Raw genomic sequence first — 26,093 nt, forward strand, 5'->3', positions numbered from 1 at the left:
GACGACAGGAGGCCCGGTGGCATATCCGCACCCCCAGGGGTTGTACGACCCGGCGTACGAGCGTGACGCCTGTGGCGTGGCCTTTGTTGCTGACATTCACGGACGTCGTAGTCACGACGTGGTGGCCAAGGGTTTGTCGGCACTGATCCGCCTCGATCACCGGGGCGCGCGTGGCGCCGAGCAGAACACCGGCGACGGCGCCGGGATCATGATTCAGGTCCCGGACGAGTACTACCGCGCGATCACCGATTTCGAGCTGCCGGCGGCCGGCCACTACGCGACCGGTCTGGTCTTCCTGCCGACCGACCCCGCCGAGGCCGCCCGCGCGATCAAGGTCTTCGAGAAGTACGCCCTCGTCGAGGGCGGCGACGTGCTCGGCTGGCGCGACGTGCCGGTGGACCCGGCCGACCTGGGCGCCACCGCCGAGGACGCGCGCCCCGGGATCCGTCAGGTCTTCCTCTCCGCCGAGCGGCTCGTCGACTCGGCCGCCGGCAAGGCCGGTGAGCTGCTGTCCGGCATCGAGCTGGACCGGGTGGCGTTCTGCATCCGCAAGCAGGCCGAGCGGGAGTCCTCGCAGCGCGGTGTCGCGGCGTACTTCCCCTCGCTGTCGTCGCGGACCATCACGTACAAGGGCATGCTCACCCCCGAGCAGTTGCCGGCGTTCTTCCCCGACCTGACCGACGAGCGGGTGAGCAGCGCGATCGCGCTGGTGCACTCCCGCTTCTCGACGAACACGTTCCCGTCGTGGCCGCTGGCGCACCCGTACCGGCTGATCGCCCACAACGGTGAGATCAACACCATCCGGGGCAACAAGAACTGGATGGCGGCCCGCGAGGCGCTGCTGGCGACGCCGAACCTGCCCGGCAACATCAAGCGGCTGTTCCCGATCAACTCGCCGGAGGCGTCCGACTCGGCCAGCTTCGACGAGGTGCTGGAGCTGCTGCACCTGAGTGGCCGCAGCCTGCCGCACGCGGTGCTGATGATGATCCCGGAGGCTTGGGAGAACGACACCGGGATGGACCCGGCGCGTCGTGCCTTCTACCGCTTCCACGCCAGCCTGATGGAGCCGTGGGACGGCCCCGCCGCCGTCGCGTTCACCGACGGCACGGTCATCGGCGCGGTGCTGGACCGCAACGGCCTGCGCCCCGGCCGCTGGTGGCACACCCGGGACGGCCTGGTCGTGCTCGGCTCCGAGGCCGGCGTGATCGACCTGGACCCGGCCGAGGTGGTCGCCAAGGGCCGGCTGCAGCCCGGCAAGATGTTCCTGGTCGACACGGCGGCCGGGCGGATCGCGCACGACGACGAGATCAAGGCCGACCTGGCTGCCGCCGAGCCGTACGCGGAGTGGCTGCACGCCGGGCTGATCGAGCTCGCCGACCTGCCGCCGCGCGAGCACGTGATCTACACGCACGACTCGGTGCTGCGTCGCCAGCAGGTCTTCGGCTACTCCGAGGAGGAGCTGAAGATCCTGGTCGCGCCGATGGCCCGGACCGGCGCCGAGCCACTCGGCTCGATGGGCACGGACACCCCGATCTCACCGCTGTCCAGCCGTCCGCGGCTGCTCTTCGACTACTTCCACCAGCTGTTCGCGCAGGTCACCAACCCGCCGCTGGACGCCATCCGGGAAGAGCTGGTCACCAGCCTCGGCGCGACCATCGGGCCGGAGTCCAACCTGCTCAAGCCGGGTCCGGTGAGCTGCCGCCAGGTCGTCCTGCCCTACCCGGTGATCGACAACGACGAGCTGGCCAAGCTGCTCTCCATCGACGAGGACGGCGACCTGCCCGGGTTCAAGGCGGTCCGGGTCTCCGGGCTCTACCCGCTGCGGGACGGCGCGGCCGGCATCAAGGCCCGGCTCACCCAGATCTGCCGGCACGTGTCCGAGGCGATCGAGGACGGGGTGCGCATCCTGGTGCTCTCCGACCGGGACTCCAACGCCGACCTGGCGCCGATCCCGTCGCTGCTGCTCACCGCGGCGGTGCACCAGCACCTGGTGCGGGAGCAGACCCGTACCCAGGTGGCCCTGGTCGTCGAGTCCGGTGACTGCCGCGAGGTGCACCACGCGGCGGTGCTGATCGGCTTCGGCGCGGCGGCGGTCAACCCGTACCTGGCGTTCGAGAGCGTCGAGGACCTGATCGCCACCGGCGCGCTGGTCGGCATCGAGCCGCGCACGGCGATCCGCAACTACGTCAAGGCGCTCGGCAAGGGCGTCCTGAAGATCATGTCGAAGATGGGCATCTCCACGGTGTCCTCGTACTGCGGCGCGCAGGTGTTCGAGGCGGTCGGCCTGGACAACAAGCTGCTCCAGCGCTATTTCGCGGGCACCTCGGGCCGGATCGGCGGTGTCGGCCTGACCGGCATCCACGCCGAGGTCAAGGTGCGGCACGAGAAGGCGTACCCGGCGAACCCGGCCGAGCGGGCACACCGCCGGCTCGAGGTCGGCGGCGAGTACCAGTGGCGTCGCGAGGGCGAGATCCACCTGTTCAACCCGGAGACCGTCTTCCTGCTGCAGCACGCCACCCGCAGCAAGCAGTACGACGTCTTCAAGCGCTACACCAGCAAGGTCGACGAGCTGGCCGGCCAGGCCGGTTCGCTGCGTGGCCTGTTCCGCTTCGACACCGACCGGACCCCGGTCCCGATCGACGAGGTGGAGCCGGCGACCGAGATCGTCAAGCGGTTCGCGACCGGCGCGATGAGCTACGGCTCGATCTCCGCCGAGTCGCACGAGACGCTGGCGATCGCGATGAACCGGATCGGCGGCAAGTCCAACACCGGTGAGGGCGGCGAGGACGTCGAGCGCCTGTACGACCCGGAGCGCCGCTCCGCGGTCAAGCAGATCGCCTCCGGCCGGTTCGGCGTGACCAGCGAATACCTGGTGAACGCGGACGACCTGCAGATCAAGATGGCGCAGGGCGCGAAGCCCGGCGAGGGCGGCCAGCTGCCCGGCAACAAGGTGTGGCCGTGGATCGCCAAGACCCGGCACGCCACCCCGGGCGTCGGCCTGATCTCCCCGCCGCCGCACCACGACATCTACTCGATCGAGGACCTCGCGCAGCTGGTCCACGACCTGAAGATGGTCAACCCGGCCTCCCGGGTGCACGTCAAGCTGGTCTCCGAGATCGGCGTGGGCACGGTGGCGGCGGGTGTCGCCAAGCTGAAGGCCGACGTCATCCTGATCTCCGGCCACGACGGCGGCACCGGCGCGTCCCCGCTGAACTCGCTCAAGCACGCCGGCACCCCGTGGGAGCTGGGCCTGGCCGAGGCACAGCAGACGCTGCTGCTGAACAAGCTGCGGGACCGGGTCACCGTGCAGGTCGACGGTCAGCTCAAGACCGGCCGGGACGTGGTGATCGCGGCCCTGCTGGGCGCCGAGGAGTTCGGCTTCGCGACCGCGCCGCTGATCGTCTCGGGCTGCGTCATGATGCGGGTCTGTCACCTGGACACCTGCCCGGTCGGCATCGCCACGCAGAACCCGGTGCTGCGCGAGCGGTTCACCGGCAAGCCGGAGTTCGTCGAGAACTTCTTCATGTTCCTCGCCGAGGAGGTCCGCGAGCTCCTCGCCGAGCTGGGCTTCCGCACCATCGAGGAGGCCATCGGCCACGCCGAGGTGCTGAACGTGGTCGAGGCGATCGACCACTGGAAGGCCAAGGGCCTCGACCTGGCGCCGGTGCTCTACGTCCCGGACCTGCCCGAGGGCGCGGCCCGCCGCGGCATCGTGAAGCAGGACCACGGGCTGGAGAAGGCCCTGGACAACGAGCTGATCGCGCTCGCGCAGCCGGCGCTGACCGAGGGCACCCCGGTGCGCGCCGAGGTGCGCACCCGCAACGACCAGCGCAGCGTCGGCGCGATGCTGGGCGGCGAGGTCAGCCGGCGGTACGGCGGCAACGGCCTGCCCGACGACACCATCGAGTTCACCCTGCGCGGCACCGGTGGCCAGTCGTTCGGCGCGTTCCTGCCGCGCGGCGTCACGCTGCGGCTGATCGGCGACACCAACGACTACGTCGCCAAGGGCCTCTCCGGCGGCCGGGTGATCGTGCGGCCGGCCGAGGAGGCGTCGTTCGTCGCCGAGGACAACACCATCGCCGGGAACACCATTCTGTACGGGGCGACGGCCGGCGAGGTGTTCCTGCGCGGCCGGGTCGGCGAGCGGTTCGCGGTCCGCAACTCGGGCGCCGCGACCGTCGTCGAGGGTGTCGGCGACCACGGCTGCGAGTACATGACCGGTGGCACGGTCGTGGTGCTCGGCCCGATCGGGCGCAACTTCGCGGCCGGTATGAGCGGTGGCAAGGCGTTTGTGCTCGGGCTGAACCAGGACCTGGTCAACCCGGAGCTGGTCGACCTGGCGCCGCTCACCGAGGAGGAGCGCGACCTGCTGCGCTCGCTGGTGGAGAAGCACCACGCGGAGACCTCCTCGGCGGTGGCCGAGCGGCTGCTGAAGGACTGGCCGGCCGCGGTCGAGCAGTTCACCGCGGTGGTGCCGCGGGACTACAAGCGTGTGATGGAGCTGATCAGGACCGCCGAAGCCGCCGGTCGGAATGTCGACGAGGCGGTCATGGGGGTCACCAGTGCCTGATCCGAACGGTTTCCTTCGGTACGAGCGACAGCTGCCGAAGCGGCGGCCCGTCCCGGTGCGGCTGATGGACTTCAAGGAGGTCTATCCGCCGGCCGGCGAGGAGCTGATCCGCGACCAGGCGACCCGCTGCATGGACTGCGGTATCCCGTTCTGTCACGACGGTTGCCCGCTGGGCAACCGGATCCCGGACTGGAACGACCTGGTCCGCACCGGGAACTGGGAGTCGGCGGCGGAGTCGCTGCACGCCACCAACAACTTCCCGGAGTTCACCGGGCGGCTCTGCCCGGCGCCCTGCGAGGCGGCCTGCGTGCTGGGCATCGGCGGCGACGCGGTGACCATCAAGCAGGTCGAGGTGGAGATCGCGAACCACGCGTTCGACCTGGGCTTTGTCCGGCCGCAGCCGGCTCCGGTGGCGTCCGGCAAGTCGGTCGCGGTGGTCGGTTCCGGACCGGCCGGCCTGGCCGCCGCGCAGCAGCTGGCCCGGGCCGGGCACGCGGTCACCGTCTACGAGCGCGACGACCGGATCGGTGGTCTGCTCCGCTACGGCATCCCGGACTTCAAGATCGAGAAGCACGTGATCGACGCCCGGCTCGCCCAGATGTCCGCCGAGGGCGTCGTCTTCCAGGCCGGGGTCGAGGTGGGCGCCGACCTCACCGCCGACGATCTTCGTGATCGGTACGACGCGGTGCTGCTGGCCGCGGGCGCGCTGGCCGGCCGGGACGTCCCCGAGACGCCGGGACGGCACCTCAACGGCGTGCACCTGGCGATGGAGCACCTGGTCCCGGCGAACCGGATGGTGGCCGGCCTGCAGGACAGCACGCCGATCGACGCCAAGGGCAAGCACGTGATCATCATCGGCGGCGGTGACACCGGTGCGGACTGCCTCGGCGTCGCGCACCGCCAGGGCGCCGCCTCGGTCACCCAGCTGGACCAGTACCCGCTGCCGCCGGAGGCCCGGACCGGGCTGAACGACCCGTGGCCGACCTGGCCGCTGATCCTGCGCAACTACGCCGCGCACGAGGAGGGTGGCGACCGCGTCTTCGGCGTGGCCGTCCGCGAGTTCGTCGGCGACGAGAACGGCAACCTGGTCGCGATCCGGCTGGCCGAGGTCTCGGTGCAGCGGGTCGACGGCGTCCGCACGGTCGTGGTGACACCGGGCTCGGAGCGCGAGCTGAAGGCCGACCTGGTGCTGCTGGCGATCGGCTTCGAGGGCACCGAGGACCAGCCGCTGCTGGCCCAGTTCGGCCTGACCCGGAACCGGCGCAACGTGCTGGACGCGACGAGTGACTGGCAGACCGGTGCCGAGGGTGTCTTCGTCGCCGGTGACATGCACAAGGGCGCGTCGCTGATCGTCTGGGCGATCGCCGAGGGGCGGGCCGCCGCCGCGGCGATCCACACCTACCTGGGCGCGGCCGGCGAGCTGCCGGCACCGGTCCGGGCGGATCAGCAGCCGCTCTCCGTCTGAGTCATCGTTCACCGGAGCCCGTCGCCCTTTCCGGGGTGGCGGGCTCCGTTTGTGCTGGTCAGCGCTTTCATCGTCGTACCGTGAAAGGGTTTGCGGCATGTGGCGCCGGTCGCCGTGAGGCGACCGATAAGCTGGCCCGGCGGTCGTTGACGCCCGCGGACGACGCAGCGAACCCGTGACTTTCCGGGCAGACCTCGCCGTCGACACCCGCAGTTCATACTGATGACGGGGGTCGGCCGCCGAGCCGCCCCAGAAGAAGGACTAGCCTGATGGCCGTGACACGCCGCGTAAAGATCGTCTGCACGATGGGCCCCGCCACCAAGTCGCCTGAGCGGATGCTCGGCCTGGTGGAAGCGGGCATGGACGTGGCCCGGATGAACTTCAGCCACGACACCCGGGAAAACCACAAGGAGATGTACGACCTGGTCCGCTCCGCCGCGGAGCAGACCGGCCGTGCGGTCGCGATCCTCGCCGACCTCCAGGGCCCGAAGATCCGGCTGGGCAAGTTCGCCGACGGCCCGCACCGCTGGGAGACCGGCGACCGCGTGGTCATCACCAGCGACGACATCCTGGGCACGCGGGAGCGGGTCTCCTGCACCTATACGAAGCTGCCGCAGGAGGTCAAGGCCGGTGACCGGCTCCTGATCGACGACGGCAAGGTCGCCGTCGAGGTGACCGGTGTCGTCGACAGCAAGGACATCCAGGTCCTGGTCACCGAGGGTGGCCCGGTCAGCAACAACAAGGGCGTCTCGCTGCCGAACGTCGCGGTGAGCGTGCCCGCGATGAGCGAGAAGGACGAGCTGGACCTGCGGTTCGCGCTGAAGCTCGGCGTCGACCTGGTCGCGCTCTCGTTCGTCCGCTCGCCCGAGGACATCAAGATGGTCCACAAGGTGATGGACGAGGAGGGCGTGCGCGTCCCGGTCATCGCCAAGGTGGAGAAGCCGGAGGCGGTCGACTGCCTCGAGGCGATCGTGCTGGCCTTCGACGGTGTCATGGTCGCCCGTGGTGACCTGGGCGTCGAGCTCCCGCTGGACCAGGTCCCGCTGGTGCAGAAGCGCGCCGTGCAGCTGTGCCGGGAGAACGCGAAGCCGGTCATCGTCGCGACCCAGATGCTCGACTCGATGATCGAGAACTCGCGCCCGACCCGGGCCGAGGCCTCGGACGTCGCCAACGCGGTGCTCGACGGCGCGGACGCGGTCATGCTCTCCGGCGAGACCTCGGTCGGCAAGTACCCGGTTCTCACGGTCAGCACGATGGCCAAGATCGTCACCACCACCGAGGGTGGCGGCCTGGGTGTGGCCCGGCTGCAGCACGACCCGCGGACCCACGCCGGCGCGCTGACCATCGCCGCGTCGAACATCGCGCGCAACATCGGCGCCAAGGCGCTGGTGGCGTTCTCGCAGACCGGTGACACCGTGCGTCGGCTCGCCCGGCTGCACTGCGACCTGCCGCTCTACGCGTTCACCCCGGTCGACCACGTCCGCAGCACGCTCGCGCTGAGCTGGGGTGTCGAGGCGTTCCTGACCGACTTCGTGGAGCACACCGACGACATGTTCCGTCAGGTGGACGCGAAGATGCTCGGCCTCGGCCTGGCCAAGCCCGGTGACTACGTGGTCGTCGTGGCCGGCTCCCCGCCGAACGCGCCCGGCTCCACCAACACCCTGCGTGTGCACCAGCTCGGCTCCCTCGTGGACCCGTCCGCGGTATGACGCCGCTGCAGGGCCAAGCCGCTGTCGACCAGCTTCTGGAGATCCTCGATCTGAAGCAGGTCGACGCGGCCACCTTCACCGGTGACAGCCCGCAGACCGGTGCCCAGCGCGTGTTCGGCGGCCAGGTCGCCGGGCAGGCGCTGGTCGCCGCCGGTCGCACGGTCGACCCGTCCCGGCTGGTCCACTCGCTGCACGGCTACTTCGTGCGCCCGGGTGACCCGACCGAGCCGATCACGTTCCACGTGGAGACGATCCGGGACGGGCGGTCCTTCTCGGTCCGCCGGTCCACCGCCAAGCAGCACGGCAAGACGATCTTCTTCATGTCGGCGTCGTTCCAGGTGCTCGAGGAGGGTCTCGACCACCACGAGCCGGCGCCGACCGGGGTGCCCGCGCCGGAGGACGTCCCCACCATGCGCGACTGGGTGGAGAAGTACCCGAACCGCAGGACCGTGTTCAACGCCAGCCCGCAGGCGGTCGACGTGCGCTACATCGGCCAGCCCGGCTGGGTGCCGCCGGGCGACCGGGACGCCGATCCGAAGCAACGGGTGTGGATGCGGGTCGACGGCAAGCTGCCGGACGATCCGCTGATCCACGCGTGCGCGCTGACCTACGCGTCCGACCTGTCGTTGCTCGACGCGGTGCTGTCGTACCACGGTGAGGTGTGGGGGCCGGGCGGTGTGGTCGGCGCCAGCCTCGACCACGCGCTCTGGTTCCACCGGACGTTCCGGGCCGACGAGTGGTTCCTCTACGACAGCGTGAGCCCCTCGGCCAGCCGTTCCCGCGGCCTGGCCAACGGGCGGATGTTCACCCGGGACGGCCGGCACATCGCCAGCGCCGTCCAAGAGGGTCTGCTGCGCCGCGTGGGCGCCTGACACTCCTGTTGACCCCGCCGGGGTGGATCCTCGGCCTGGCGACTGGCCAGGGATCCACACCCGACGGGGCCGGGGACAGGACTTTCTAGTGCCCGCCGGCCGAACGTTCCGGCTTGGCGGAGTTTCCGGCCGCGGTGCCCTCGATACCTGCCGGGCTGTCCGGCACCGGCGGCAGGTCCTTGGCGTCCGGCGGGGTGGGTGCGCCCGCCCGGGGTCCGGAGATCCCGGCCTGGGCCAGCATCGCGTCCAGGTCGGCGGTGGTCCGCAGCACCCGCTCGTGGAACGACTCCTCGTGCGTCTCGCCGCCGGCCGGCACACCGTCCCGGGCCCGGTGCTTGGCGATCTTCCGGCCCTCGAAGTCGGTGTGCCCGGCCGAGTAGCCGGCCAGTCCGGTGGCTCGTTCCGGCGGCAGTTCCAGCAGGTCACGACCCTTCGACGCGACCTCGCGCAGCCGCAGCGCGGTCACCAGGTCGGCCACCGCGCGCAGCACACCCAGCCCGCCGAGGATCATCAGGACGGTCTCGGCGCCGCGGGCCATCGGGCTGGCGGCCAGGAAGCCCGTCGCGGTCTCCAGCACGCCGATCGTGACGACGAGGCTCCACACCCGGTCCGAGCCCCGTGTCATGATCCCGACGGAGACGTCGACGGCGCCGCGGACCAGCAGGTACCAGCCGATCAGTGAGGCCGTGGTGGTGTAGCCGGAGTCGCCGCCGGTCAGCATGACCACGCCGGTCGCGGTGAACAGCACGGCCAGACCGGCGTTCAGCCACCAGGTGCGGGTGCCGGCCAGCGCGCGCAGGCCCTCACAGACCGCGCCGAACAGCACGATCGGACCGGCCACGGCGGTGACCGCGGTCGGCTCCAGCCGCAGCACACTCCAGCCGATCACCAGCCAGGCGGCACCCGCGAACAACAGGAATCCCCACACACCTCCACGCGTGACGGTCAGTGGCGAAGAACCGGACCACAACATGAGGCCTCCCGCTGATGCTGTCCCTGCCATGACAGCACCCGGGGCACGCGGCGGCGGGGCGTTCGCTCAGATTGCCCGGCGCGGGGAGACGCTTGTGAGACGCTTTTTTTCGTACGCCGTAAAGGTCGTACCGGAAATGCTCGATCTTGGTGATGGGCGCGCCGCCGCAGGCGGTGCGGACGCCCCCGCCGCGCGATCAGCCGGAAGCGGGCTGACGTGGGTGAATGTTTCCGGCGTGTGTGGCCCACGTCACCGTATGGTTATCGATGAATGTGGCTCTCGCCAGCCGCGGCGCGGAGTGATATTCCTGGTGTCCCCGGTGGGATTCGAACCCACACTGAATGGATTTTGAGTCCATCGACTCTGCCGGTTGGTCTACGGGGACATCTGGATCGGTAACACCGTTGAAAGCGGTGATGCCAACCTCAGCGAGAGACAGCCTACCCACTACGCTGAGGAGGGTGACACCCAGATACCGGGGTGTCGCGACGAGAGGGTTGGGGGAAGAGGTTCCGTGGCCGACACGCAGGCTGGTGCCGAGCGCAAACGGGTGATCATCGCCGAGGACGAGGCCCTGATCCGGTTGGACCTCGCGGAGATGCTCGTCGAGGAGGGCTACGACGTCGTCGGCGAGGCGGGCGACGGCGAGACCGCCGTCCGGCTGGCCGAGGAGCTGAAGCCGGATCTGGTCATCCTGGACATCAAGATGCCGATCATGGACGGGCTGGCGGCCGCCGAGCGGATCGCCGGCGGACGGATCGCACCGGTGGTGATCCTGACCGCGTTCAGTCAGCGCGATCTGGTGGAGCGCGCCCGGGCGGCGGGCGCGATGGCCTACCTGGTGAAGCCGTTCCAGAAATCGGATCTGGTCCCGGCCATCGAGATCGCGCTGTCGCGATACTCCGAGATCGCCACGTTGGAGTCCGAGGTCGCCGGTCTGACCGAGCGCCTGGAGACGCGCAAATCCGTCGAGCGCGCCAAGGGCGAGCTGATGACGAAGTACGCGATGACCGAGCCGCAGGCGTTCAAGTGGATCCAGCGGACCGCGATGGACCACCGGATGACCATGCGCGAGGTGGCCGACCGGATCCTCGCCGAGGGCCAGGAGCCGGGGAGCGTGCCGGAGGTGCCCTGAGCGGATCAGAGCCGGTCAGGGTCGCCGAAGGCGACCGATCTGATCTTGACAGAACGACGTTGGAAACACTCTCCCCGCGTGCGGCGTCACTGCTGGTAACGGTTCGGTCAAAGCCTGACCGGCCTCTATCGTCCGGCTCGGAATGTGGGATAGCGTCCGGCCCCATGACGGGCGAAGTGCTCCGTGTGGAGGCACGCAAGTGCCAATTGGAGCATGGTGGCCCGGTGGGTTCGGTTATGAGGAGGGTTCCAACCTTGAAGCAGGCTCTCGCGCGGGCGATCGGCGGTGTGGCCATGATCGGTCTGCTGGCCGTTTCGGCTGCTTGTGCTGACGATTCTTCCGGTAGCGGCGACACGGCCACGGGTTCGACCTGCGATCTCAAGATCGCATTCTTTGGCGCGCTCACCGGCGGTAACGCCCAGTTGGGTATCAACATCCGTGACGGCGCCAAGCTGGCCGTCGACCAGTACAACACCAAGAACGCCGACTGCAAGGTCGGCCTGGTCGAGAAGGACTCCGCCGGCGACCCGGCGCAGGCCTCCGGCCTCGCGACCTCGCTGGTCGCGGACACCAAGCTGCTCGGCGTGGTCGGCCCGGCCTTCTCCGGTGAGTCGAAGGTCGCCAACCCGATCCTGAGCAAGGAAGGCGTCGTGATCATCACGCCGTCGGCCACCAACCCGGCGCTGGCGACGCAGGGCGACAAGACCTTCCACCGCGGCCTCGGCAACGACGCCTCGCAGGGTCCGGGCGCCGCCAACTACATCAAGACCGTGCTCAAGTCGCAGAAGGTGTTCGTCGTCGACGACGCCTCCGAGTACGGCAAGGGCCTGGCCGACCAGGTCAAGCAGGTCCTCGGCGCGACCGTCGTCGACTCTGCCGTGGTCAAGGAGCAGCAGGTCGACTTCGGTGCGGTCATCGACCAGGTCAAGGGCTCGGCCGCGGACGCCATCTTCTGGGGTGGCTACTACCGCGAGGCGTCGCCGTTCCTGAAGCAGTACCGGGACGCGGGCGGCAAGGCCAAGTTCATCGCCGGTGACGGTGTCAAGGACCAGGCGTTCGTGGACGGCGCCGGTGCGGCCAACGCCGAGGGCGCGATCCTGACCTGCCCGTGTGTTCCGCCGGAGAAGGCCGGTGGCACCTTCGCCGCCGACTACAAGGCGGCGACCGGTCGCGAGGCCGGCACCTACAGCGCCGAGGCGTTCGACGCGGCCAACATCATGCTCGAGGGCATCAAGGCCGGTAACACCACGCGTGACAAGCTCGAGACCTTCGTCGACTCGTACCAGGGCCAGGGTGTGACGACGAAGTTCAAGTTCCAGGAGAACGGCGAGATCGACCCGGCTTCGGTTGCGGTCTGGGCCTACAAGGTCGAGGGCGGCAAGGTCATTGCCGAGCAGGAGACCCCGAAGTAATTGACCCGCGGGGTCAACTGGATCTAAACGCTGCAGGATCGTGCGGCCGGGAAGGGCATTCCCGGCCGCACGACCTGTATCCCCGTCCCTGGAGCATCTTTTGAACTTTCAGTTCCTGGGCGACCACTTTGTGTCGCTGACCGTCACCGGGCTCACCCAGGGAGCCATTTACGCGCTGGTGGCGCTGGGGTACACCCTTGTCTATGGCGTGCTGCGGCTGATCAATTTCGCGCACTCCGAAGTTTTCATGATCGGTACGTTCGTCACCACGATCATCTGGGCCGGTCTGGGCTTCAGTGTCGGCGATGCCGCACCGGGCACCCTCGGCGTGATCGGGCTGATCGTGATCGCGATGATCGCGGCAGGTGCGGCCTCCGGCGCTACCGCGCTGGTGGTCGAACGGGTGGCGTACCGGCCACTGCGTAAGCGCAACGCCCCCAGCCTGATCTTCCTGATCAGCGCGATCGGCGCCTCGGTGGCGCTGTCCGAGGCGGTGGGTGCTCTCACCGACCGTCAACCGCGTGGCATGCCGACCCTGGTCGTGCCGAAGGTGCAGTTCTCCTTCCTGGGCGCCGACGTCACGAACCTCCAGCTCGGCATCTTCTTCAGCGCGCTGGCGATGATGATCGGCCTGGACATCTTCATCAACCGGACCCGGCTGGGCCGTGGTGTCCGCGCTGTCGCGCAGAACCCGGACGTGGCCGCGCTGATGGGGGTGAACAAGGACCGCATCATCATGCTGATCTTCATCCTGGGCGGCGCGATGGCCGGTGCCGCCGCGGTGCTCTACGACATCAAGGTCGGCCTGACCACGTACTCGGTGGGCTTCCTGCTCGGCATCAAGGCCTTCACCGCGGCGGTCCTCGGTGGCATCGGCAACCTGCGGGGCGCCCTGCTGGGCGGTCTGCTGCTGGGCGTCGTGGAGAACTACGGCGCCGGCGTCTTCGGCAATCAGTGGATGGACGTGGTCGCCTTCATGATGTTGGTCGTGGTGCTGCTGTTCCGGCCGACGGGTCTGCTGGGCGAATCCCTCGGGAGGGCCCGCGCATGAGCACGATCATGTCTTCGCTCCGGCGTGCCGACGAGGGCCGGGCACGCGCGATGACCGGACTGCGGTCCCGGTGGTCGTCGCTGCCCCGGGCCTGGCGGATCGGCGCGATCGGCGCCTTCATGGTGCTGCTGTACTCGCTGCCGGGCCTGAACATCCCGCTGATCAAGACGCCGGACACGGACTTCACCTCGGTGCTGTTCCTGTGCGCGGTGTACGTCCTGGTGGCCGTCGGGTTGAACGTGGTGATCGGCCTGGCCGGTCTGCTCGACCTCGGCTACATCGGCTTCTACGCGGTCGGTGCGTACACGGTGGCCATCCTCGGCTCACCGAACTCGCCGGTCGTGGTGAAGTTCCCGTGGATCGTCTGTGTGCCGATCGCGATCGCGGTGGCGATGCTCTCCGGGGTGCTCCTCGGCTGGCCGACACTGCGGCTGCGGGGTGACTACCTGGCCATCGTGACGCTCGGCTTCGGCGAGATCATCCGGGTGTTCGCGCTGAACTCGAACATCACGAACGGCAACCGGGGCATCAACGGCGTTCCCGTTCCGTCGGAGGCGAACTGGCCGTCGTGGATGACCTGGTTCCCGTACGTGTCGTCGGAGAAACAGATCTTCAGCGTCTCGAACGTGATCGGCTTCTACTGGCTGGCGCTGACCCTGGTGGTGCTCTGCATCCTCGGTGTCCGCCGGCTGGAGCGCAGCCGGGTCGGCCGGTCCTGGCTGGCGATCCGGGAGGACGAGGAGGCCGCCGAGGTGATGGGCGTCCCCACGTTCAAGTACAAGCTGTGGGCGTTCGCCATCGGCGCGGCGCTGGGCGGCCTGTCCGGCGCTCTGTTCTTCAGCAAGCAGACGTTCATCAACGCGCAGGGCTTCGACCTGTTCACGTCGATCCTGTGGGTGGCGGCCGTGGTCATCGGCGGCGCCGGCAACCAGCTCGGTGTGGCCGTCGGTGCGATCCTGCTGGCGTACCTCCCGGAGCGGTTCCGGGAATTCGCCGACTACCGCCTGCTGATCTTCGGTGTGGCGCTGATCGTGATGACCATCTTCCGGCCGCAGGGTCTGCTGCCCAGCCGGCGGCGGTCGGTTGAACTCGAGGATCGGGCGAAGGAGGCGAGCGTCGTTGAGTGAGCAGCTCGCGGAGCGGGAACCTCTGCTTGAGGTGGACGACGTCACCATCAAGTTCGGTGGGGTGGTAGCGCTCAACGGTGTCGACTTCACCCTGTACAAGGGGGAGATCCTCGGTCTGATCGGCCCGAACGGTGCCGGCAAGACCACGTGCTTCAACACCATCACCGGTGTGGCCCGCCCGACCACCGGCACGATCCGCTTCCGCGGTGAGAAGGTCGTCGGGAAGAAGCGGTTCCAGATCACCCGGATGGGCATCGCCCGGACGTTCCAGAACATCCGGCTGTTCCCGGAGATGACAGCGCTGGAGAACGTGCTGGTGGGCGCGGACGCCCGGCACAAGACCAGCGTGGTGGGCGCGCTCTTCCGGCTGTACCGGGTCCGGGTCAAGCCCGAGGAACTGACCGAGGTGACCGCCACCGGCGGGATGACCCGGTTGGCTCAGCAGCTCAGCCGTACCGGTCAGAGGTTCTTCGGTCTGTCCCGGCACATCCTGGAGGAGCGGGCGGCCCGGGCCAAGGGCATGGAGTTGCTGCAGTTGGTCGGCATCGAGGGCCGGGCCGGCGAACTGGCCCGCAACCTCGCCTACGGCGAGCAGCGGCGCCTGGAGATCGCGCGGGCGCTGGCCACCGAGCCGCACCTGCTCTGCCTGGACGAGCCGGCCGCCGGCTTCAACCCGGCCGAGAAGGAGTCCCTGCTCGCGCTGATCCGCAAGATCCGCGACACCGGGGTGAGCATCCTGCTGATCGAGCACGACATGCGTCTGGTGATGGGTGTGACGGACCGGATCGTGGTCCTGGAGTTCGGCAAGAAGATCGCGGAGGGCTCGCCTTCCGAGGTGCGCGACAACCCGGCGGTCATCGCCGCCTACCTGGGGGTGCCGACCGATGCTGCTTGAGCTGAAGGACCTCACCCTGCTCTACGGGCGGATCCAGGCGCTGCACGGCATCAGCCTGACCGTCGGTGAGGGCGAGATCGTGGCCCTGATCGGCGCGAACGGCGCCGGCAAGAGCACCACGATGCGGGCGATCTCCGGGCTGCGCGCGGTGGCCCAGGGGTCGATCCTCTTCGACGGCGAGGACATCACCAAGCTGCGTGCCGACCTGCGGGTGGTACGCGGTGTCTCCCAGTCACCCGAGGGCCGGGGCGTCTTCCCCGGCATGTCGGTGCGGGAGAACCTGGAGATGGGTGCGTACACCCGTCGCAACCGGGCCGAGATCGACGAGGATCTCGACCGGGTCTTCACCCTCTTCCCGCGGCTCAAGGAACGGGAGAAGCAGGCCGGCGGCACGATGTCCGGCGGCGAGCAGCAGATGCTCGCGGTCGGCCGGGCGCTGATGAGCCGGCCCAAGCTGCTGCTGCTCGACGAGCCCTCGATGGGTCTCGCGCCGATGCTGATCCAGCAGATCTTCGACATCATCGTCGAGATCAACCAGCAGGGCACCACGGTGCTGCTGGTGGAGCAGAACGCGCAGCAGGCCCTGTCCCGGGCGCACCGGGCGTACGTTCTGGAGACCGGCCGGATCGTCAAGGAAGGCACCGGCCAGGAGCTCCTGCACGACCCCGCGGTCAAGGACGCGTACCTCGGCGTCGCCTGATTCTCCCTGGTAACCCCTCCTCCTTTTGTCACCCCTTAGGAGTACCCATGTTCCGCATCACCCCCGGCCGGCGGGCGATCCTCGGCGCGGCCGTCGCGGCGGCGCTGACCGTGTCGCTGTCCGCTTGTGGCAAGGAGTCCGACACCACGAGCAACACCGGTGCGGCGCCGAGCGCGGCTGCTGACACCTCGCTGGCCGACAAGGTTCCGGCCGACATCAAGGCCGGCGGCAAGCTGGTCATCGGTGTCGACTCGACCTACGCGCCGAACGAGTTCATCGACACCGACGGCAAGACCGTCGTCGGCTTCGACGTGGACCTGTTCGACGCGGTCGGCCAGAAGCTGGGCCTGACCACCGAGTGGCAGAGCGCGACGTTCGACAGCATCATCCCGGGCGTCAGCACCGGCAAGTACAACGTCGGCGTCTCGTCCTTCACGATCAACGCGGACCGGATGAAGGAGGTCAACATGGTCTCCTACTTCTCGGCGGGCACCCAGTGGGCCGCCAAGACCGGCGCCACGATCAACCCGGACGACGCCTGTGGCAAGAAGATCGCGGTGCAGACCGCGACCGTGCAGGCCGACGACATCGCGGCGCGCTCGAAGAAGTGCACCGAGGCCGGCAAGGCGAAGATCACCGTCGACCAGTACCAGAAGCAGTCGGACGCCACCAACGCCGTGGTGACCGGCAAGGACGAGGCCATGCTGGCCGACTCCCCGATCGTGGCGTACGCGGTGAAGCAGACCAGCGGCCAGCTCGCCCTGCTCGGCGACATCTACGACTCCGCCCCGTACGGCTACGCGGTGGACAAGAAGCAGACCGAGTTCGCCGGCCTCCTCGCCGAGGCGGTCAAGGCGCTGATCACCGACGGCACCTACAAGACCATCCTCGACAAGTGGGGTGTCGCCGCCGGTGCGATCGACGCGCCCGCGGTGAACCCGGCAGCTTGATCGCCGTCCGGGCATGACACAACCGACACAGACCGAGCGGGCACGGCCGGAAGCAATCAAGGCCGTGCCCGTCCGGCACCCCGGCAGGTGGGTGGCGATCGCCGTTCTCGCGGTGCTCGGCGCGATGTTCCTGCACCTGATCTTCACGAACTCCGGCTTCCGCTGGTCGTTCATCTTCCTCGAGTACGCCGAGGGCAAGCGCGGCGTGATGTTCACCGAGCCGGTCCTGGAGGGCCTGCGCGGGACCATCCTGCTCACGCTGTTCTCGATGGTGATCGGCATCGTGCTGGGCATCATCATCGCGATCATGCGGCTCTCGCCGAACAAGGTGCTCTCCTCGGTGGCCTGGGCGTACACCTGGTTCTTCCGGGCCGTGCCGCGCCTGGTGCTGGCGATCATCTTCGGTAACCTCAACATCCTCTGGACGAGGATCGGTTTTGGATTGCCGTTCGATAAACAGATCGGCGCCCTGTTCGGCATCGACAACTTCGACGGCCAGATCTTCAGCATCCGGTCGACCGACCTGCTCGCCGGGTTCGTGGCCGGCATGATCGCGCTGGGCCTCTCCGAGGCGGCCTACATGGCCGAGATCGTCCGGGCCGGCATCCAGTCGATCGACGAGGGTCAGTCCGAGGCGGCCGTGGCCCTGGGCATGTCCCGCAGCCAGGTGCTGCGCCGGGTGGTGCTGCCGCAGGCGATGCGGGTGATCGTGCCGCCGACCGGCAACGAGGTCATCGCGATGGTCAAGGACACCTCCCTGGTGGCCTACGTCCCGGTCACCACCGAGCTGTTCTTCCAGCTCCAACAGGTGCAGGCCCGCACGTTCGTGGTGCTGCCCTGCCTGGTGGCCGCGCTGATCTGGTATCTGATCATCTGCAGCGTGCTGATGGTGGTCCAGCACTTCGTGGAACGGCACTTCGGCAAGGGGTACGGTGCGGCCGGCAAGGCCCGGCAGCGGCTCCGTGCCATCCAGGTCGAGCAGGGTGGGCGGGTCACCCCGACCGACACCGGGGAGGGGACACCGTGACCGAGATGGTCCGTGCCGAGAACGTGCACAAGTCCTTCGGCTCGCTCGAGGTGCTCAAGGGCGTCGACCTGACCGTGCCGGAGGGCGGGGTGAGCTGCGTGCTCGGCCCGTCCGGCTCCGGCAAGTCGACGTTCCTGCGCTGCATCAACCACCTGGAGAAGCTCAACGCCGGCCGGATCCTGGTCGACGGCGATCTGGTCGGGTACCGCGAGCGCGGCGGCAAGCTCCACGAGATGAGCGAGCGGGACGTCGCCAAGCAGCGCCAGTCGATCGGCATGGTGTTCCAGCGGTTCAACCTCTTCCCGCACATGACGGTGCTGGACAACGTCATGGAGGCGCCCAGCCGCGTCAAGCGGGAGAACAAGGGCGAGGTGCGGGAACGGGCGCGGGCGCTGCTCGACCGGGTCGGCCTGGCCGAGAAGATGAGCAACTACCCGGGCCAGCTCTCCGGTGGGCAGCAGCAGCGGGTGGCGATCGCCCGGGCCCTGGCCATGCGGCCCAAGGTGATGCTCTTCGACGAGCCCACCAGCGCGCTCGACCCGGAACTGGTCGGCGAGGTGCTCGAGGTGATGAAGGGCCTGGCCCGGGACGGGATGACGATGATCGTGGTGACCCACGAGATCGGCTTCGCCCGGGAGGTGGCGGACGAGGTGGTCTTCATGGACGGCGGTGTCGTCGTCGAGAAGGGTTCGCCCAGCGAGATCATCGCGAATCCGCAGCAGGAACGCACCAAGGCATTCCTCAGCAAAGTGCTGTGAAGCGGGCGGGGTGGTCGGCGTTTCTGTCGTACGGCGCGACTAGAGTTCCTGGACGTGAGCGACGACGTTACGACCCCCCGCCTGCTGCTGCTCGACGGCCACTCGTTGGCGTACCGGGCGTATTTCGCGCTGCCCGTGGACAACTTCTCCACCCACACCGGTCAGGCGACGAACGCGGTGTTCGGTTTCACGTCGATGCTCATCAACATGCTGCGCGACGAGAAGCCGACGCACATCGTGGTCGCCTTCGACGTCTCCCGGCACTCCTTCCGCACCGACAAGTACGCGGATTACAAGGCCACCCGCTCGGAGAGCCCGCAGCCGTTCCAGGGTCAGGTCAGCCTGATCAAGGAGGTGCTGGAGGCGCTGCGCATCCCGGTGGTGGAGAAGCCCGGCTACGAGGCCGACGACGTCATCGCCACCCTGGCCACCCAGGCCCGCGAGGGCGGCATGGACGTGCTGATCTCCAGCGGTGACCGGGACGCGTTCCAGCTGGCCACCGACAAGGTCACCATCCTCTACCCGGGCCGGGGCGTCTCCGACGTCCGCCGGATGACGCCGGCGGCGATCGAGGAGAAGTATTTCGTGCCCCCGTCGCGGTACCGCGACAAGGCCGCCCTGGTCGGCGAGACCAGCGACAACCTGACCGGTGTGCCCGGCGTCGGCGATAAGACCGCGGCCAAGTGGATCAATGAGTACGGCGGGCTGGACGGTGTCGTCGCCCAGGCCGACAAGATCAAGGGCAAGGCCGGCGAGAGCCTGCGCGCCCACCTCGCCGAGGTGCTGCGCAACTACGACCTCAACGCGCTGGTCTGCGACCTGGAGCTGCCGCTGCGGCCCGAGGACGCCCGCTGGGCCGGGTGGGACCGCGAGGCGGTGCACCAGCTCTTCGACGCGCTGGAGTTCCGGGTGCTGCGCGAGCGGCTCTATTCGTACCTCGAGGCGGTCGAGCCCGAGGCCGAGTCCGGTTTCGACCTGGAGGCTCAGGTCCTGCCGACCGGCGGGGTGGCCGCCTGGCTGACCGAGCACGCGGCCGCGGCGCCGGTCGGCGTCGCCGTCACCGGCACGTTCGGTCGTGGCACCGGCCAGGTCAGCGGCATCGCGGTGGCCACCGGTGGCGGCCCGGCCGCCTGGTTCGACCCGGCCGCGCTGGACGAGACCGACGAGCGCGCCGTCGCGGCCTGGCTCGCCGACCCGGCCCGGCCCAAGGTGTTCCACGACGCCAAGCCGATCCTGCTCGCCTTCCGCGCGCACGGCTGGACGCTCGCCGGCGTCACCACCGACACCGCCCTCGCGGCCTATCTGGCCAAACCCGACCAGCGGGGTTACGACCTGACCGACCTCGCCCTGCGCTATCTCAAGCGCGAGCTGAAGGTCGACGCGCCGGACGACGGCCAGCTCACCCTCTCCTTCGAGGGCGTCGACGAGGACACCGCGGCCGAGGAGAGCGTGATGCTGCGCGCCCGGGCCACTCTGGACCTGGCCGACGTGCTGATCGCCGAGCTGTCCCAGGACGGCGGCGAGTCGCAGCGCCTGCTCGCCGAGCTGGAGCAGCCGCTGTCGGCGGTGCTGGCCGAGATGGAGAGCCAGGGCATCGCCGCCGACACCGACTACCTCTCCGAGCTCGAGTCGAATTTCGCCGCCGAGGTGAAATCGGCGCAGCAGGGCGCGCACGAGGTGGTCGGCCGGGAGTTCAACCTGGGCTCGCCCAAGCAGCTCCAGGAGATCCTCTTCGTCGAGCGCGGGCTGCCCAAGACCAAGAAGATCAAGTCCGGGTACACCACCGACGCGGACGCGTTGCAGAAGCTGTTCACCGACACCGGCGACCCGGTGCTGGCCCACCTGCTGCGCCACCGCGACGTCGCCAAGCTCAAGTCGACGGTGGACGGCCTGCTCAAGTCGACCTCCGACGACGGGCGGATCCACACCACGTTCAACCAGACGGTGGCCGCCACCGGCCGGCTGTCGTCCACCGACCCGAACCTGCAGAACATCCCGATCCGCACCGAGGAGGGCCGGCGGATCCGCCGGGCCTTCGTGGTCGGCGCCGGGTTCGAGCAGCTGATGACGGCCGACTACAGCCAGATCGAGATGCGGATCATGGCGCACCTCTCCGAGGACGTGGCGCTGATCGAGGCGTTCAACTCCGGCGAGGACTTCCATGCCGTCACCGCGTCGTCGGTCTTCCACGTGCCGCTCGGCGAGGTCAACGCCGACCAGCGCCGCAAGATCAAGGCGATGAACTACGGCCTGGCCTACGGGTTGAGCGCGTTCGGCCTGTCGAACCAGCTCACCATCTCCACCACCGAGGCGAACGCGCTGATGGAGGAGTATTTCCTGCGCTTCGGCGGCGTGCGGGACTACCTCCAGACGGTGGTCAACCAGGCGACCAAGGACGGGTACACCGCGACCGTCCTCGGCCGCCGGCGTTACCTCCCCGACCTGACCAGCGACAACCGGCAGCGGCAGGAGATGGCCAAGCGGATGGCGCTGAACGCGCCGATCCAGGGCTCCGCGGCCGACATCATGAAGCTCGCGATGCTGAAGGTGGACGCGGCACTGACCTCGTCCGGGCTGACCTCCCGGATGCTGCTGCAGGTGCACGACGAGCTGGTCTTCGAGGTGGCGCCGGGGGAGAAGGAGCCGCTGGAGGAGCTGGTCCGCCGGGAGATGGGCGCGGCCTATCCGCTCGCCGTCCCGCTGGAGGTCTCGGTCGGCACCGGCCGCGACTGGAACGGCGCCGACCACTGACCCGCCGCACCGCCGCGCGCTGACCCGCGACCACCGCCGGGCCCGCGCCCGGCGGTGGCCCGACCGGGTGACGGTTGGCGGGGTTTTGGGGTCGTTCGGGCGTCTCGACGCTCTTTCGGGCACCCCGGGGCCTTCGTGACTTGCTCAGATCTGCGAGGCTGGACCGATGTCGAGCCGATCGATGTCGATGGAGCAGACCATGAATCCGTCCGCTCCGCCGCTGTCCTCCGAAAAAGCCCGGTTCGGCGGCCCGCCGCTGTCGCCACTCTCCTCGGCAGGTGTCGGCCTCGAGGCCGTTCCGGTCGACGGGATCGGGCTGGGCACGGCGCCGTTGGAGGCGTCCAGCGCCAGCACCTTCGCCGCGATGTTCAAGGCGCTCGGCGACCCGGTCCGGCTCCGGCTGCTCTCGATGATCGCGTCCGCGCCGGACGGTGAGATCTGCGTCTGCGACCTGAGCAGCGCGTTCCACCTGACCGGCCCGACCATCTCGCACCACCTGCGGATCCTGCGCGAGGCCGGTCTGGTGGACAGCGACCGGCGCGGCACCTGGGTCTACTACCGCGCCGTCCCGGCCACGCTGATCCTGCTGGCGAGCCTGCTGAACACCACGCCCTGGCCCCCTGGCCAGCGCTGATCCCGCGCCGCGCCGAGCAAGATCAGCGACCGGACGGGGTCAGCGGGCCGGCAGGTCGCTGACGAAGATGGCGGTGCCGGGGAAGAGCCGGCCGCGCAGCGGGCTCCACTGCCCCCAGGTCTCCTCGTGACCCTCCGGCCACTCCGGCTCGATCAGGTCACGGAGCACGAAGCCGGCCGCCACCAGCTCCCGGATCCGGTCGCCGACGGTGCGGTGCTGCTCCAGGTAGCTGACCCGGCCCCGGTCGTCCCGCTCGACGTAGGGCGACCGGTCGAAGTACGAGTTCCGGGCCAGCAGGCCGCTCTCGTCCGGCTCGTCCCAGAAGACCCAGCGCATCGGGTGGGTGACCGAGAACACCCAGCTCCCGCCGGGCCGCAGCACCCGGGCCACCTCACGCATGGCGGCGGCCGAGTCGGCCACGAACGGGATCGCGCCGAAGGCCGTGCAGACGATGTCGAACGCGTCGTCGCGGAACGGCAGCGCGAGCGCGTCCGACTGGACCAGCGGCACGCGCACGCGGCTGCGGGTGGCCGCGTCGCGGGCGTGCTTCAGCATGCCCGCGGAGAGGTCCTGTGCGACCACGTGGGCGCCCTGCCGGTTCAGCCACCGGGCTCCGGCCGCGGCGCCGGCTCCGACTTCCAGGACCCGCTTTCCGCGTACGTCGCCGAGCAGCCGGGCATCCGCCTCCCGGAGTCGCTCCGGGCACCAGACGAAATCCACGTCGCCGAGGAAGGCGCCGTGCTCGTCCTGATACTCGTCGGCGTCGAGATCCCACCAGGCGCGGTTGGCGTGGCGCGTCTCATCCTCGGTCACCCGGGGGTGCGCGGACGGCTCTTTTTTGGGGATCTCGATCACCCGGCAACGGTACGGCAGGCGTGTCAGGCGTCCCTATTCGGCATAAAACAGTCATGCTGACGGGTTGTTGCCTAACAATGTGCCTCGGTACTCAGGAGGGCTTGCAACCTGTGGTAATGCGCACGGTAAGCTAGTCGATGCGCTCGCGGAACGTGTGCCTCGGCAGGGAGCAGGTTCCGTGGCCGCCGGTCTCGACATGATCGACTGGCAATGATCAAACTGCTTCTCTGGGTTGGGTCGTCTCGTTCGTGTTACACCGGCGGCAGTTCCGCTGAGTGCGAGAGACACCACAAATCCATCCGTTCGGAGCAACTGTCCACATGACGAGCAGCATCGAGGCCACCTCGAGCGCCAACCGTGTCACCGTCGACGACCTCGGCTCTGAGGAAGCTTTCCTCGCAGCCATCGACGAGACCATCAAGTACTTCAACGACGGCGACATTGTCGAGGGCACCGTCGTCAAGGTCGATCGGGACGAGGTCCTGCTCGACATCGGCTACAAGACCGAGGGCGTCATCCCCTCGCGCGAGTTGTCGATCAAGCACGACGTGGACCCCGCGGAAGTGGTGTCGGTCGGTGACCACATCGAAGCCCTCGTCCTCACCAAGGAGGACAAGGAAGGCCGCCTGATCCTCTCGAAGAAGCGCGCTCAGTACGAGCGGGCTTGGGGCACGATCGAGAAGATCAAGGAAGACGACGGTGTCGTCCGCGGTTCGGTCATCGAGGTCGTCAAGGGTGGTCTCATCCTGGACATCGGCCTCCGTGGCTTCCTTCCGGCCTCGCTGGTCGAGATGCGGCGCGTCCGTGACCTGCAGCCCTACGTCGGCCGCGAGCTCGAGGCGAAGATCATCGAGCTGGACAAGAACCGCAACAACGTGGTTCTGTCCCGCCGCGCCTGGCTCGAGCAGACGCAGTCCGAGGTTCGCACCGAGTTCCTCAACAAGCTGCAGAAGGGCCAGGTCCGCAAGGGCGTCGTGTCCTCCATCGTCAACTTCGGTGCCTTCGTGGACCTGGGTGGCGTCGACGGCCTGGTGCACGTCTCCGAGCTGTCGTGGAAGCACATCGACCACCCCTCCGAGGTCGTCGAGGTCGGCCAGGAGGTCGAGGTCGAGGTCCTGGACGTCGACCTGGACCGCGAGCGCGTCTCGCTGTCGCTGAAGGCGACCCAGGAAGACCCGTGGCGCCAGTTCGCCCGGACCCACGCGATCAACCAGATCGTGCCGGGCAAGGTCACCAAGCTGGTTCCGTTCGGCGCCTTCGTCCGCGTGGACGACGGCATCGAGGGTCTGGTGCACATCTCCGAGCTGGCCGAGCGGCACGTCGAGCTGCCCGAGCAGGTCGTCCAGGTGGGCTCCGACGTCCTCGTCAAGGTCATCGACATCGACCTTGAGCGTCGCCGGATCTCGCTGTCGCTCAAGCAGGCCAACGAGGGCTTCGTCGAGGGTGAAGAGCACTTCGACCCGACCCTCTACGGCATGGCCGCGACGTACGACGCCGAGGGTAACTACATTTACCCGGAGGGCTTCGACCCCGAGACGGGCGAGTGGCTCGAGGGCTTCGACAAGCAGCGCGAGACGTGGGAGAAGCAGTACGCCGACGCCCGCGAGCGCTGGGAGGCCCACACCAAGCAGGTGCAGGCGTCCCGCGACGCCGACGCCGAGGCTGCGCTCAACCCGGCTCCGGTCGGTGGCGTGACCACGTCGTCCTCGTCCTCCTCGTCGAGCTCGTCGGCCCCGACGCGCTCTGCCGAGGAGCCCGCGGGCACGCTGGCCACCGACGAGGCTCTCGCCGCCCTGCGCGAGAAGCTGGCCGGCGGCAAGAGCTGACCCACCCGGTTGCTCCGGTGAGAATGCTCCGGTAACAACGTGAAGGGCCGTCCCGACTCCGGTCGGGGCGGTCTTTTCGCATCCCGGGGCGCCCGGTTTTCCGCCACGTGCCCTTCGCCGCGTCGTGACCGGTCCTCGCCGCGCCGTCCGGTCGCCGGACCGGGATACTGATCCCATGCTGATGGTCGGTCTCACGGGTGGCATCGGCGCCGGCAAGAGCGCCGTCTCGGCACGGCTCGCGGAGCGCGGCGCGGTGATCATCGACGCCGACCGGCTGGCCCGCGAGGTGGTCGAGCCGGGCACCGACGGGCTCGCCGAGATCGTCGCCGAGTTCGGTGCGGGTGTGCTCACCGCGGACGGCGCGCTGGACCGTCCGGCGCTGGGGACGAAGGTCTTCGGCGACGAACAGGCCCGCCGCCGCCTCGAACGGATCATCCACCCCCGGGTCCGGGCGCGCACCGCCGAGCTGGTCCGGGCCGCACCGCCCGACGCGATCGTGGTCAATGACGTGCCGCTGCTGGTGGAGACCGGGCTGGCGCCGACGTACCAGATGGTGATCGTGGTGGCGGCGGACCGGGACGTGCGGATCCAGCGGTTGATCCGCGATCGTGGCATGTCGGCGGCGGAGGCCGCCGCCCGGATCGGCGCGCAGGCCGACGACGCCACCCGGAGGGCCGCGGCCGACGTGGTCCTGCCCAACGAGGAGGACCTCGCGGCGCTGCACGCCCGGGTCGATGAGTTGTGGCGCGATCGCCTTGTCGACTTCGAGCGCAACGTGCGCCTGCGGACCGCCGCACGCAAGGCCCCTGAGCTGTGTATCGTGCCGCCGGACCCGGATTGGGCGCCGTCCGCCGCGCGGTTGATCGCCCGCCTCCGGCAGCACCTCGGCTCCGCCGACGTGCACCACATCGGATCGACCGCGGTGCCAGGTCTGCCGGCCAAGGACATCATTGATTTGATGCTTTCGGTACGGACGTTGGACGCCGCCGACGCGCTCACCGAGCGGCTCGCCGCGGCCGGGTTCCCGGCTCGGCGGGGGGAGTGGGCGGACAACGCGCGCCGGCTGCCGGGGCACACCTGGCCGAAGCGGATGTACGGCTCGGCCGATCCCGGACGGCCGGTGATCCTGCACGTGCGGGTGGCCGGGTCGCCGGGGTGGCGGTTCGCGCTGCTGATGCGCGACCACCTGCGCGCGGTGCCGGCGGCCCGGGACGCGTACGCGGCGGCGAAGGCGTCGCTGGCGCTGCGGTTCGCGGATCGTGCGGGGTATGCGGCGGCGAAGGAGCCGTGGTTCGACGAGGAGGCGCGGGCGGCTGACGACTGGGCGCTCAGCACGGGGTGGCAGCCGCCGGAGCTCGTGTCGGGTTGAGCGGTTGCTAGCGG

Annotated in this window: 19 protein-coding genes and 1 tRNA gene; 17 read left to right on the top strand and 3 right to left on the bottom strand. The window is 69.2% G+C overall.

Going from position 1 to position 26,093, the window contains the following annotated elements; genetic code table 11:
* The first annotated feature begins 16 nt into the window (after nucleotides 1–16).
* From gltB to Apa02nite_RS05755, 4 genes are all read left to right on the top strand, one after another.
* A complete protein-coding gene (gene gltB, locus Apa02nite_RS05740) occupies nucleotides 17–4,570 on the top strand; it encodes a glutamate synthase large subunit (protein ID WP_203824116.1) in 4,554 nt (1,517 codons plus the stop codon).
* A complete protein-coding gene (locus tag Apa02nite_RS05745; RefSeq protein ID WP_203824117.1) occupies nucleotides 4,563–6,035 on the top strand; it encodes a glutamate synthase subunit beta in 1,473 nt (490 codons plus the stop codon). Before gltB ends, Apa02nite_RS05745 begins: the two co-directional genes overlap by 8 nt.
* Before the next feature lie 269 nt (nucleotides 6,036–6,304).
* Nucleotides 6,305–7,744: a pyruvate kinase gene (gene pyk, locus Apa02nite_RS05750; RefSeq protein ID WP_203824118.1), complete on the top strand. Its 1,440-nt coding sequence runs from the start codon at nucleotides 6,305–6,307 to the stop codon at nucleotides 7,742–7,744.
* Nucleotides 7,741–8,616 (top strand): acyl-CoA thioesterase, encoded by an 876-nt coding sequence (locus Apa02nite_RS05755; RefSeq protein ID WP_067704336.1) that lies wholly within the window; start codon nucleotides 7,741–7,743, stop codon nucleotides 8,614–8,616. The genes pyk and Apa02nite_RS05755 overlap by 4 nt, the downstream gene beginning before the upstream one ends.
* Before the next feature lie 85 nt (nucleotides 8,617–8,701).
* Here Apa02nite_RS05755 and Apa02nite_RS05760 read toward each other — a convergent pair whose 3' ends face one another.
* Together Apa02nite_RS05760 and Apa02nite_RS05765 are read right to left on the bottom strand one after the other, a co-directional pair.
* Nucleotides 8,702–9,529: a hypothetical protein gene (locus tag Apa02nite_RS05760; protein WP_239164140.1), complete on the bottom strand. Its 828-nt coding sequence runs from the start codon at nucleotides 9,527–9,529 to the stop codon at nucleotides 8,702–8,704.
* Between the two features lie 368 nt (nucleotides 9,530–9,897).
* Nucleotides 9,898–9,974: transfer RNA gene (locus Apa02nite_RS05765), tRNA-Leu, on the bottom strand.
* A gap of 129 nt (nucleotides 9,975–10,103) precedes the next feature.
* On the opposite strand from Apa02nite_RS05765, the gene Apa02nite_RS05770 reads away from it, so the two are divergent.
* The 11 genes from Apa02nite_RS05770 (at nucleotide 10,104) to Apa02nite_RS05820 (ending at nucleotide 22,029) form a co-directional block, all read left to right on the top strand.
* Nucleotides 10,104–10,724, top strand: a complete 621-nt coding sequence (locus Apa02nite_RS05770) for an ANTAR domain-containing response regulator (RefSeq protein WP_067704328.1) — start codon at nucleotides 10,104–10,106, stop codon at nucleotides 10,722–10,724.
* A 293-nt stretch (nucleotides 10,725–11,017) separates the two neighbouring features.
* Entirely contained in the window at nucleotides 11,018–12,136 is a 1,119-nt protein-coding gene (locus tag Apa02nite_RS05775) for a branched-chain amino acid ABC transporter substrate-binding protein (RefSeq protein ID WP_307871958.1), read from the top strand.
* Nucleotides 12,137–12,236: 100 nt separating this feature from the next.
* Nucleotides 12,237–13,187, top strand: a complete 951-nt coding sequence (locus Apa02nite_RS05780) for a branched-chain amino acid ABC transporter permease (protein WP_067704319.1) — start codon at nucleotides 12,237–12,239, stop codon at nucleotides 13,185–13,187.
* Between the two features lie 8 nt (nucleotides 13,188–13,195).
* Nucleotides 13,196–14,314 (top strand): branched-chain amino acid ABC transporter permease, encoded by a 1,119-nt coding sequence (locus Apa02nite_RS05785; RefSeq protein ID WP_067704898.1) that lies wholly within the window; start codon nucleotides 13,196–13,198, stop codon nucleotides 14,312–14,314.
* Nucleotides 14,307–15,209 carry an ABC transporter ATP-binding protein gene (locus Apa02nite_RS05790; protein WP_157441952.1) on the top strand — a complete coding sequence of 301 codons (903 nt, stop codon included), beginning with the start codon at nucleotides 14,307–14,309 and terminating at the stop codon, nucleotides 15,207–15,209. The genes Apa02nite_RS05785 and Apa02nite_RS05790 overlap by 8 nt, the downstream gene beginning before the upstream one ends.
* The gene (locus Apa02nite_RS05795; protein ID WP_203824121.1) at nucleotides 15,199–15,909 is read left to right on the top strand and encodes an ABC transporter ATP-binding protein; all 711 of its coding nucleotides are present in this window, start codon (nucleotides 15,199–15,201) and stop codon (nucleotides 15,907–15,909) included. The genes Apa02nite_RS05790 and Apa02nite_RS05795 overlap by 11 nt, the downstream gene beginning before the upstream one ends.
* Before the next feature lie 47 nt (nucleotides 15,910–15,956).
* Entirely contained in the window at nucleotides 15,957–16,859 is a 903-nt protein-coding gene (locus tag Apa02nite_RS05800; RefSeq protein WP_203824122.1) for an ABC transporter substrate-binding protein, read from the top strand.
* A gap of 13 nt (nucleotides 16,860–16,872) precedes the next feature.
* Entirely contained in the window at nucleotides 16,873–17,886 is a 1,014-nt protein-coding gene (locus Apa02nite_RS05805) for an amino acid ABC transporter permease (protein WP_203824123.1), read from the top strand.
* A gap of 5 nt (nucleotides 17,887–17,891) precedes the next feature.
* Nucleotides 17,892–18,644: an amino acid ABC transporter ATP-binding protein gene (locus tag Apa02nite_RS05810; RefSeq protein ID WP_067704307.1), complete on the top strand. Its 753-nt coding sequence runs from the start codon at nucleotides 17,892–17,894 to the stop codon at nucleotides 18,642–18,644.
* A 54-nt stretch (nucleotides 18,645–18,698) separates the two neighbouring features.
* Nucleotides 18,699–21,395 (top strand): DNA polymerase I, encoded by a 2,697-nt coding sequence (gene polA / locus Apa02nite_RS05815; protein ID WP_203824124.1) that lies wholly within the window; start codon nucleotides 18,699–18,701, stop codon nucleotides 21,393–21,395.
* Nucleotides 21,396–21,651: 256 nt separating this feature from the next.
* Entirely contained in the window at nucleotides 21,652–22,029 is a 378-nt protein-coding gene (locus Apa02nite_RS05820; protein ID WP_067704888.1) for an ArsR/SmtB family transcription factor, read from the top strand.
* Nucleotides 22,030–22,068: 39 nt separating this feature from the next.
* On the opposite strand, the gene Apa02nite_RS05825 is transcribed toward Apa02nite_RS05820, so the two are convergent.
* A complete protein-coding gene (locus Apa02nite_RS05825; protein ID WP_203824125.1) occupies nucleotides 22,069–22,884 on the bottom strand; it encodes a class I SAM-dependent methyltransferase in 816 nt (271 codons plus the stop codon).
* Between the two features lie 320 nt (nucleotides 22,885–23,204).
* Here Apa02nite_RS05825 and rpsA point away from each other — a divergent pair, with 320 nt between their 5' ends.
* Together rpsA and coaE are read left to right on the top strand one after the other, a co-directional pair.
* Nucleotides 23,205–24,710: a 30S ribosomal protein S1 gene (gene rpsA / locus Apa02nite_RS05830; protein WP_067704299.1), complete on the top strand. Its 1,506-nt coding sequence runs from the start codon at nucleotides 23,205–23,207 to the stop codon at nucleotides 24,708–24,710.
* 175 nt (nucleotides 24,711–24,885) lie between these two features.
* The gene (gene coaE / locus Apa02nite_RS05835) at nucleotides 24,886–26,079 is read left to right on the top strand and encodes a dephospho-CoA kinase (protein WP_203824126.1); all 1,194 of its coding nucleotides are present in this window, start codon (nucleotides 24,886–24,888) and stop codon (nucleotides 26,077–26,079) included.
* Nucleotides 26,080–26,093: the final 14 nt, after the last annotated feature.

Origin of the sequence: Actinoplanes palleronii (assembly GCF_016862315.1) — a bacterium.
Lineage (GTDB): Bacteria > Actinomycetota > Actinomycetes > Mycobacteriales > Micromonosporaceae > Actinoplanes > Actinoplanes palleronii.

Coding starts and splice junctions, on each gene's coding strand:
- rpsA (WP_067704299.1), top strand. CDS start 23,205: ATGACGAGCAGCATCGAGGCCACCTCGAGCGCCAACCGTGTCACCGTC.
- Apa02nite_RS05810 (WP_067704307.1), top strand. CDS start 17,892: ATGGTCCGTGCCGAGAACGTGCACAAGTCCTTCGGCTCGCTCGAGGTG.
- Apa02nite_RS05755 (WP_067704336.1), top strand. CDS start 7,741: ATGACGCCGCTGCAGGGCCAAGCCGCTGTCGACCAGCTTCTGGAGATC.
- Apa02nite_RS05805 (WP_203824123.1), top strand. CDS start 16,873: ATGACACAACCGACACAGACCGAGCGGGCACGGCCGGAAGCAATCAAG.
- Apa02nite_RS05795 (WP_203824121.1), top strand. CDS start 15,199: ATGCTGCTTGAGCTGAAGGACCTCACCCTGCTCTACGGGCGGATCCAG.
- Apa02nite_RS05800 (WP_203824122.1), top strand. CDS start 15,957: ATGTTCCGCATCACCCCCGGCCGGCGGGCGATCCTCGGCGCGGCCGTC.
- pyk (WP_203824118.1), top strand. CDS start 6,305: ATGGCCGTGACACGCCGCGTAAAGATCGTCTGCACGATGGGCCCCGCC.
- coaE (WP_203824126.1), top strand. CDS start 24,886: ATGCTGATGGTCGGTCTCACGGGTGGCATCGGCGCCGGCAAGAGCGCC.
- Apa02nite_RS05775 (WP_307871958.1), top strand. CDS start 11,018: ATGATCGGTCTGCTGGCCGTTTCGGCTGCTTGTGCTGACGATTCTTCC.
- Apa02nite_RS05785 (WP_067704898.1), top strand. CDS start 13,196: ATGTCTTCGCTCCGGCGTGCCGACGAGGGCCGGGCACGCGCGATGACC.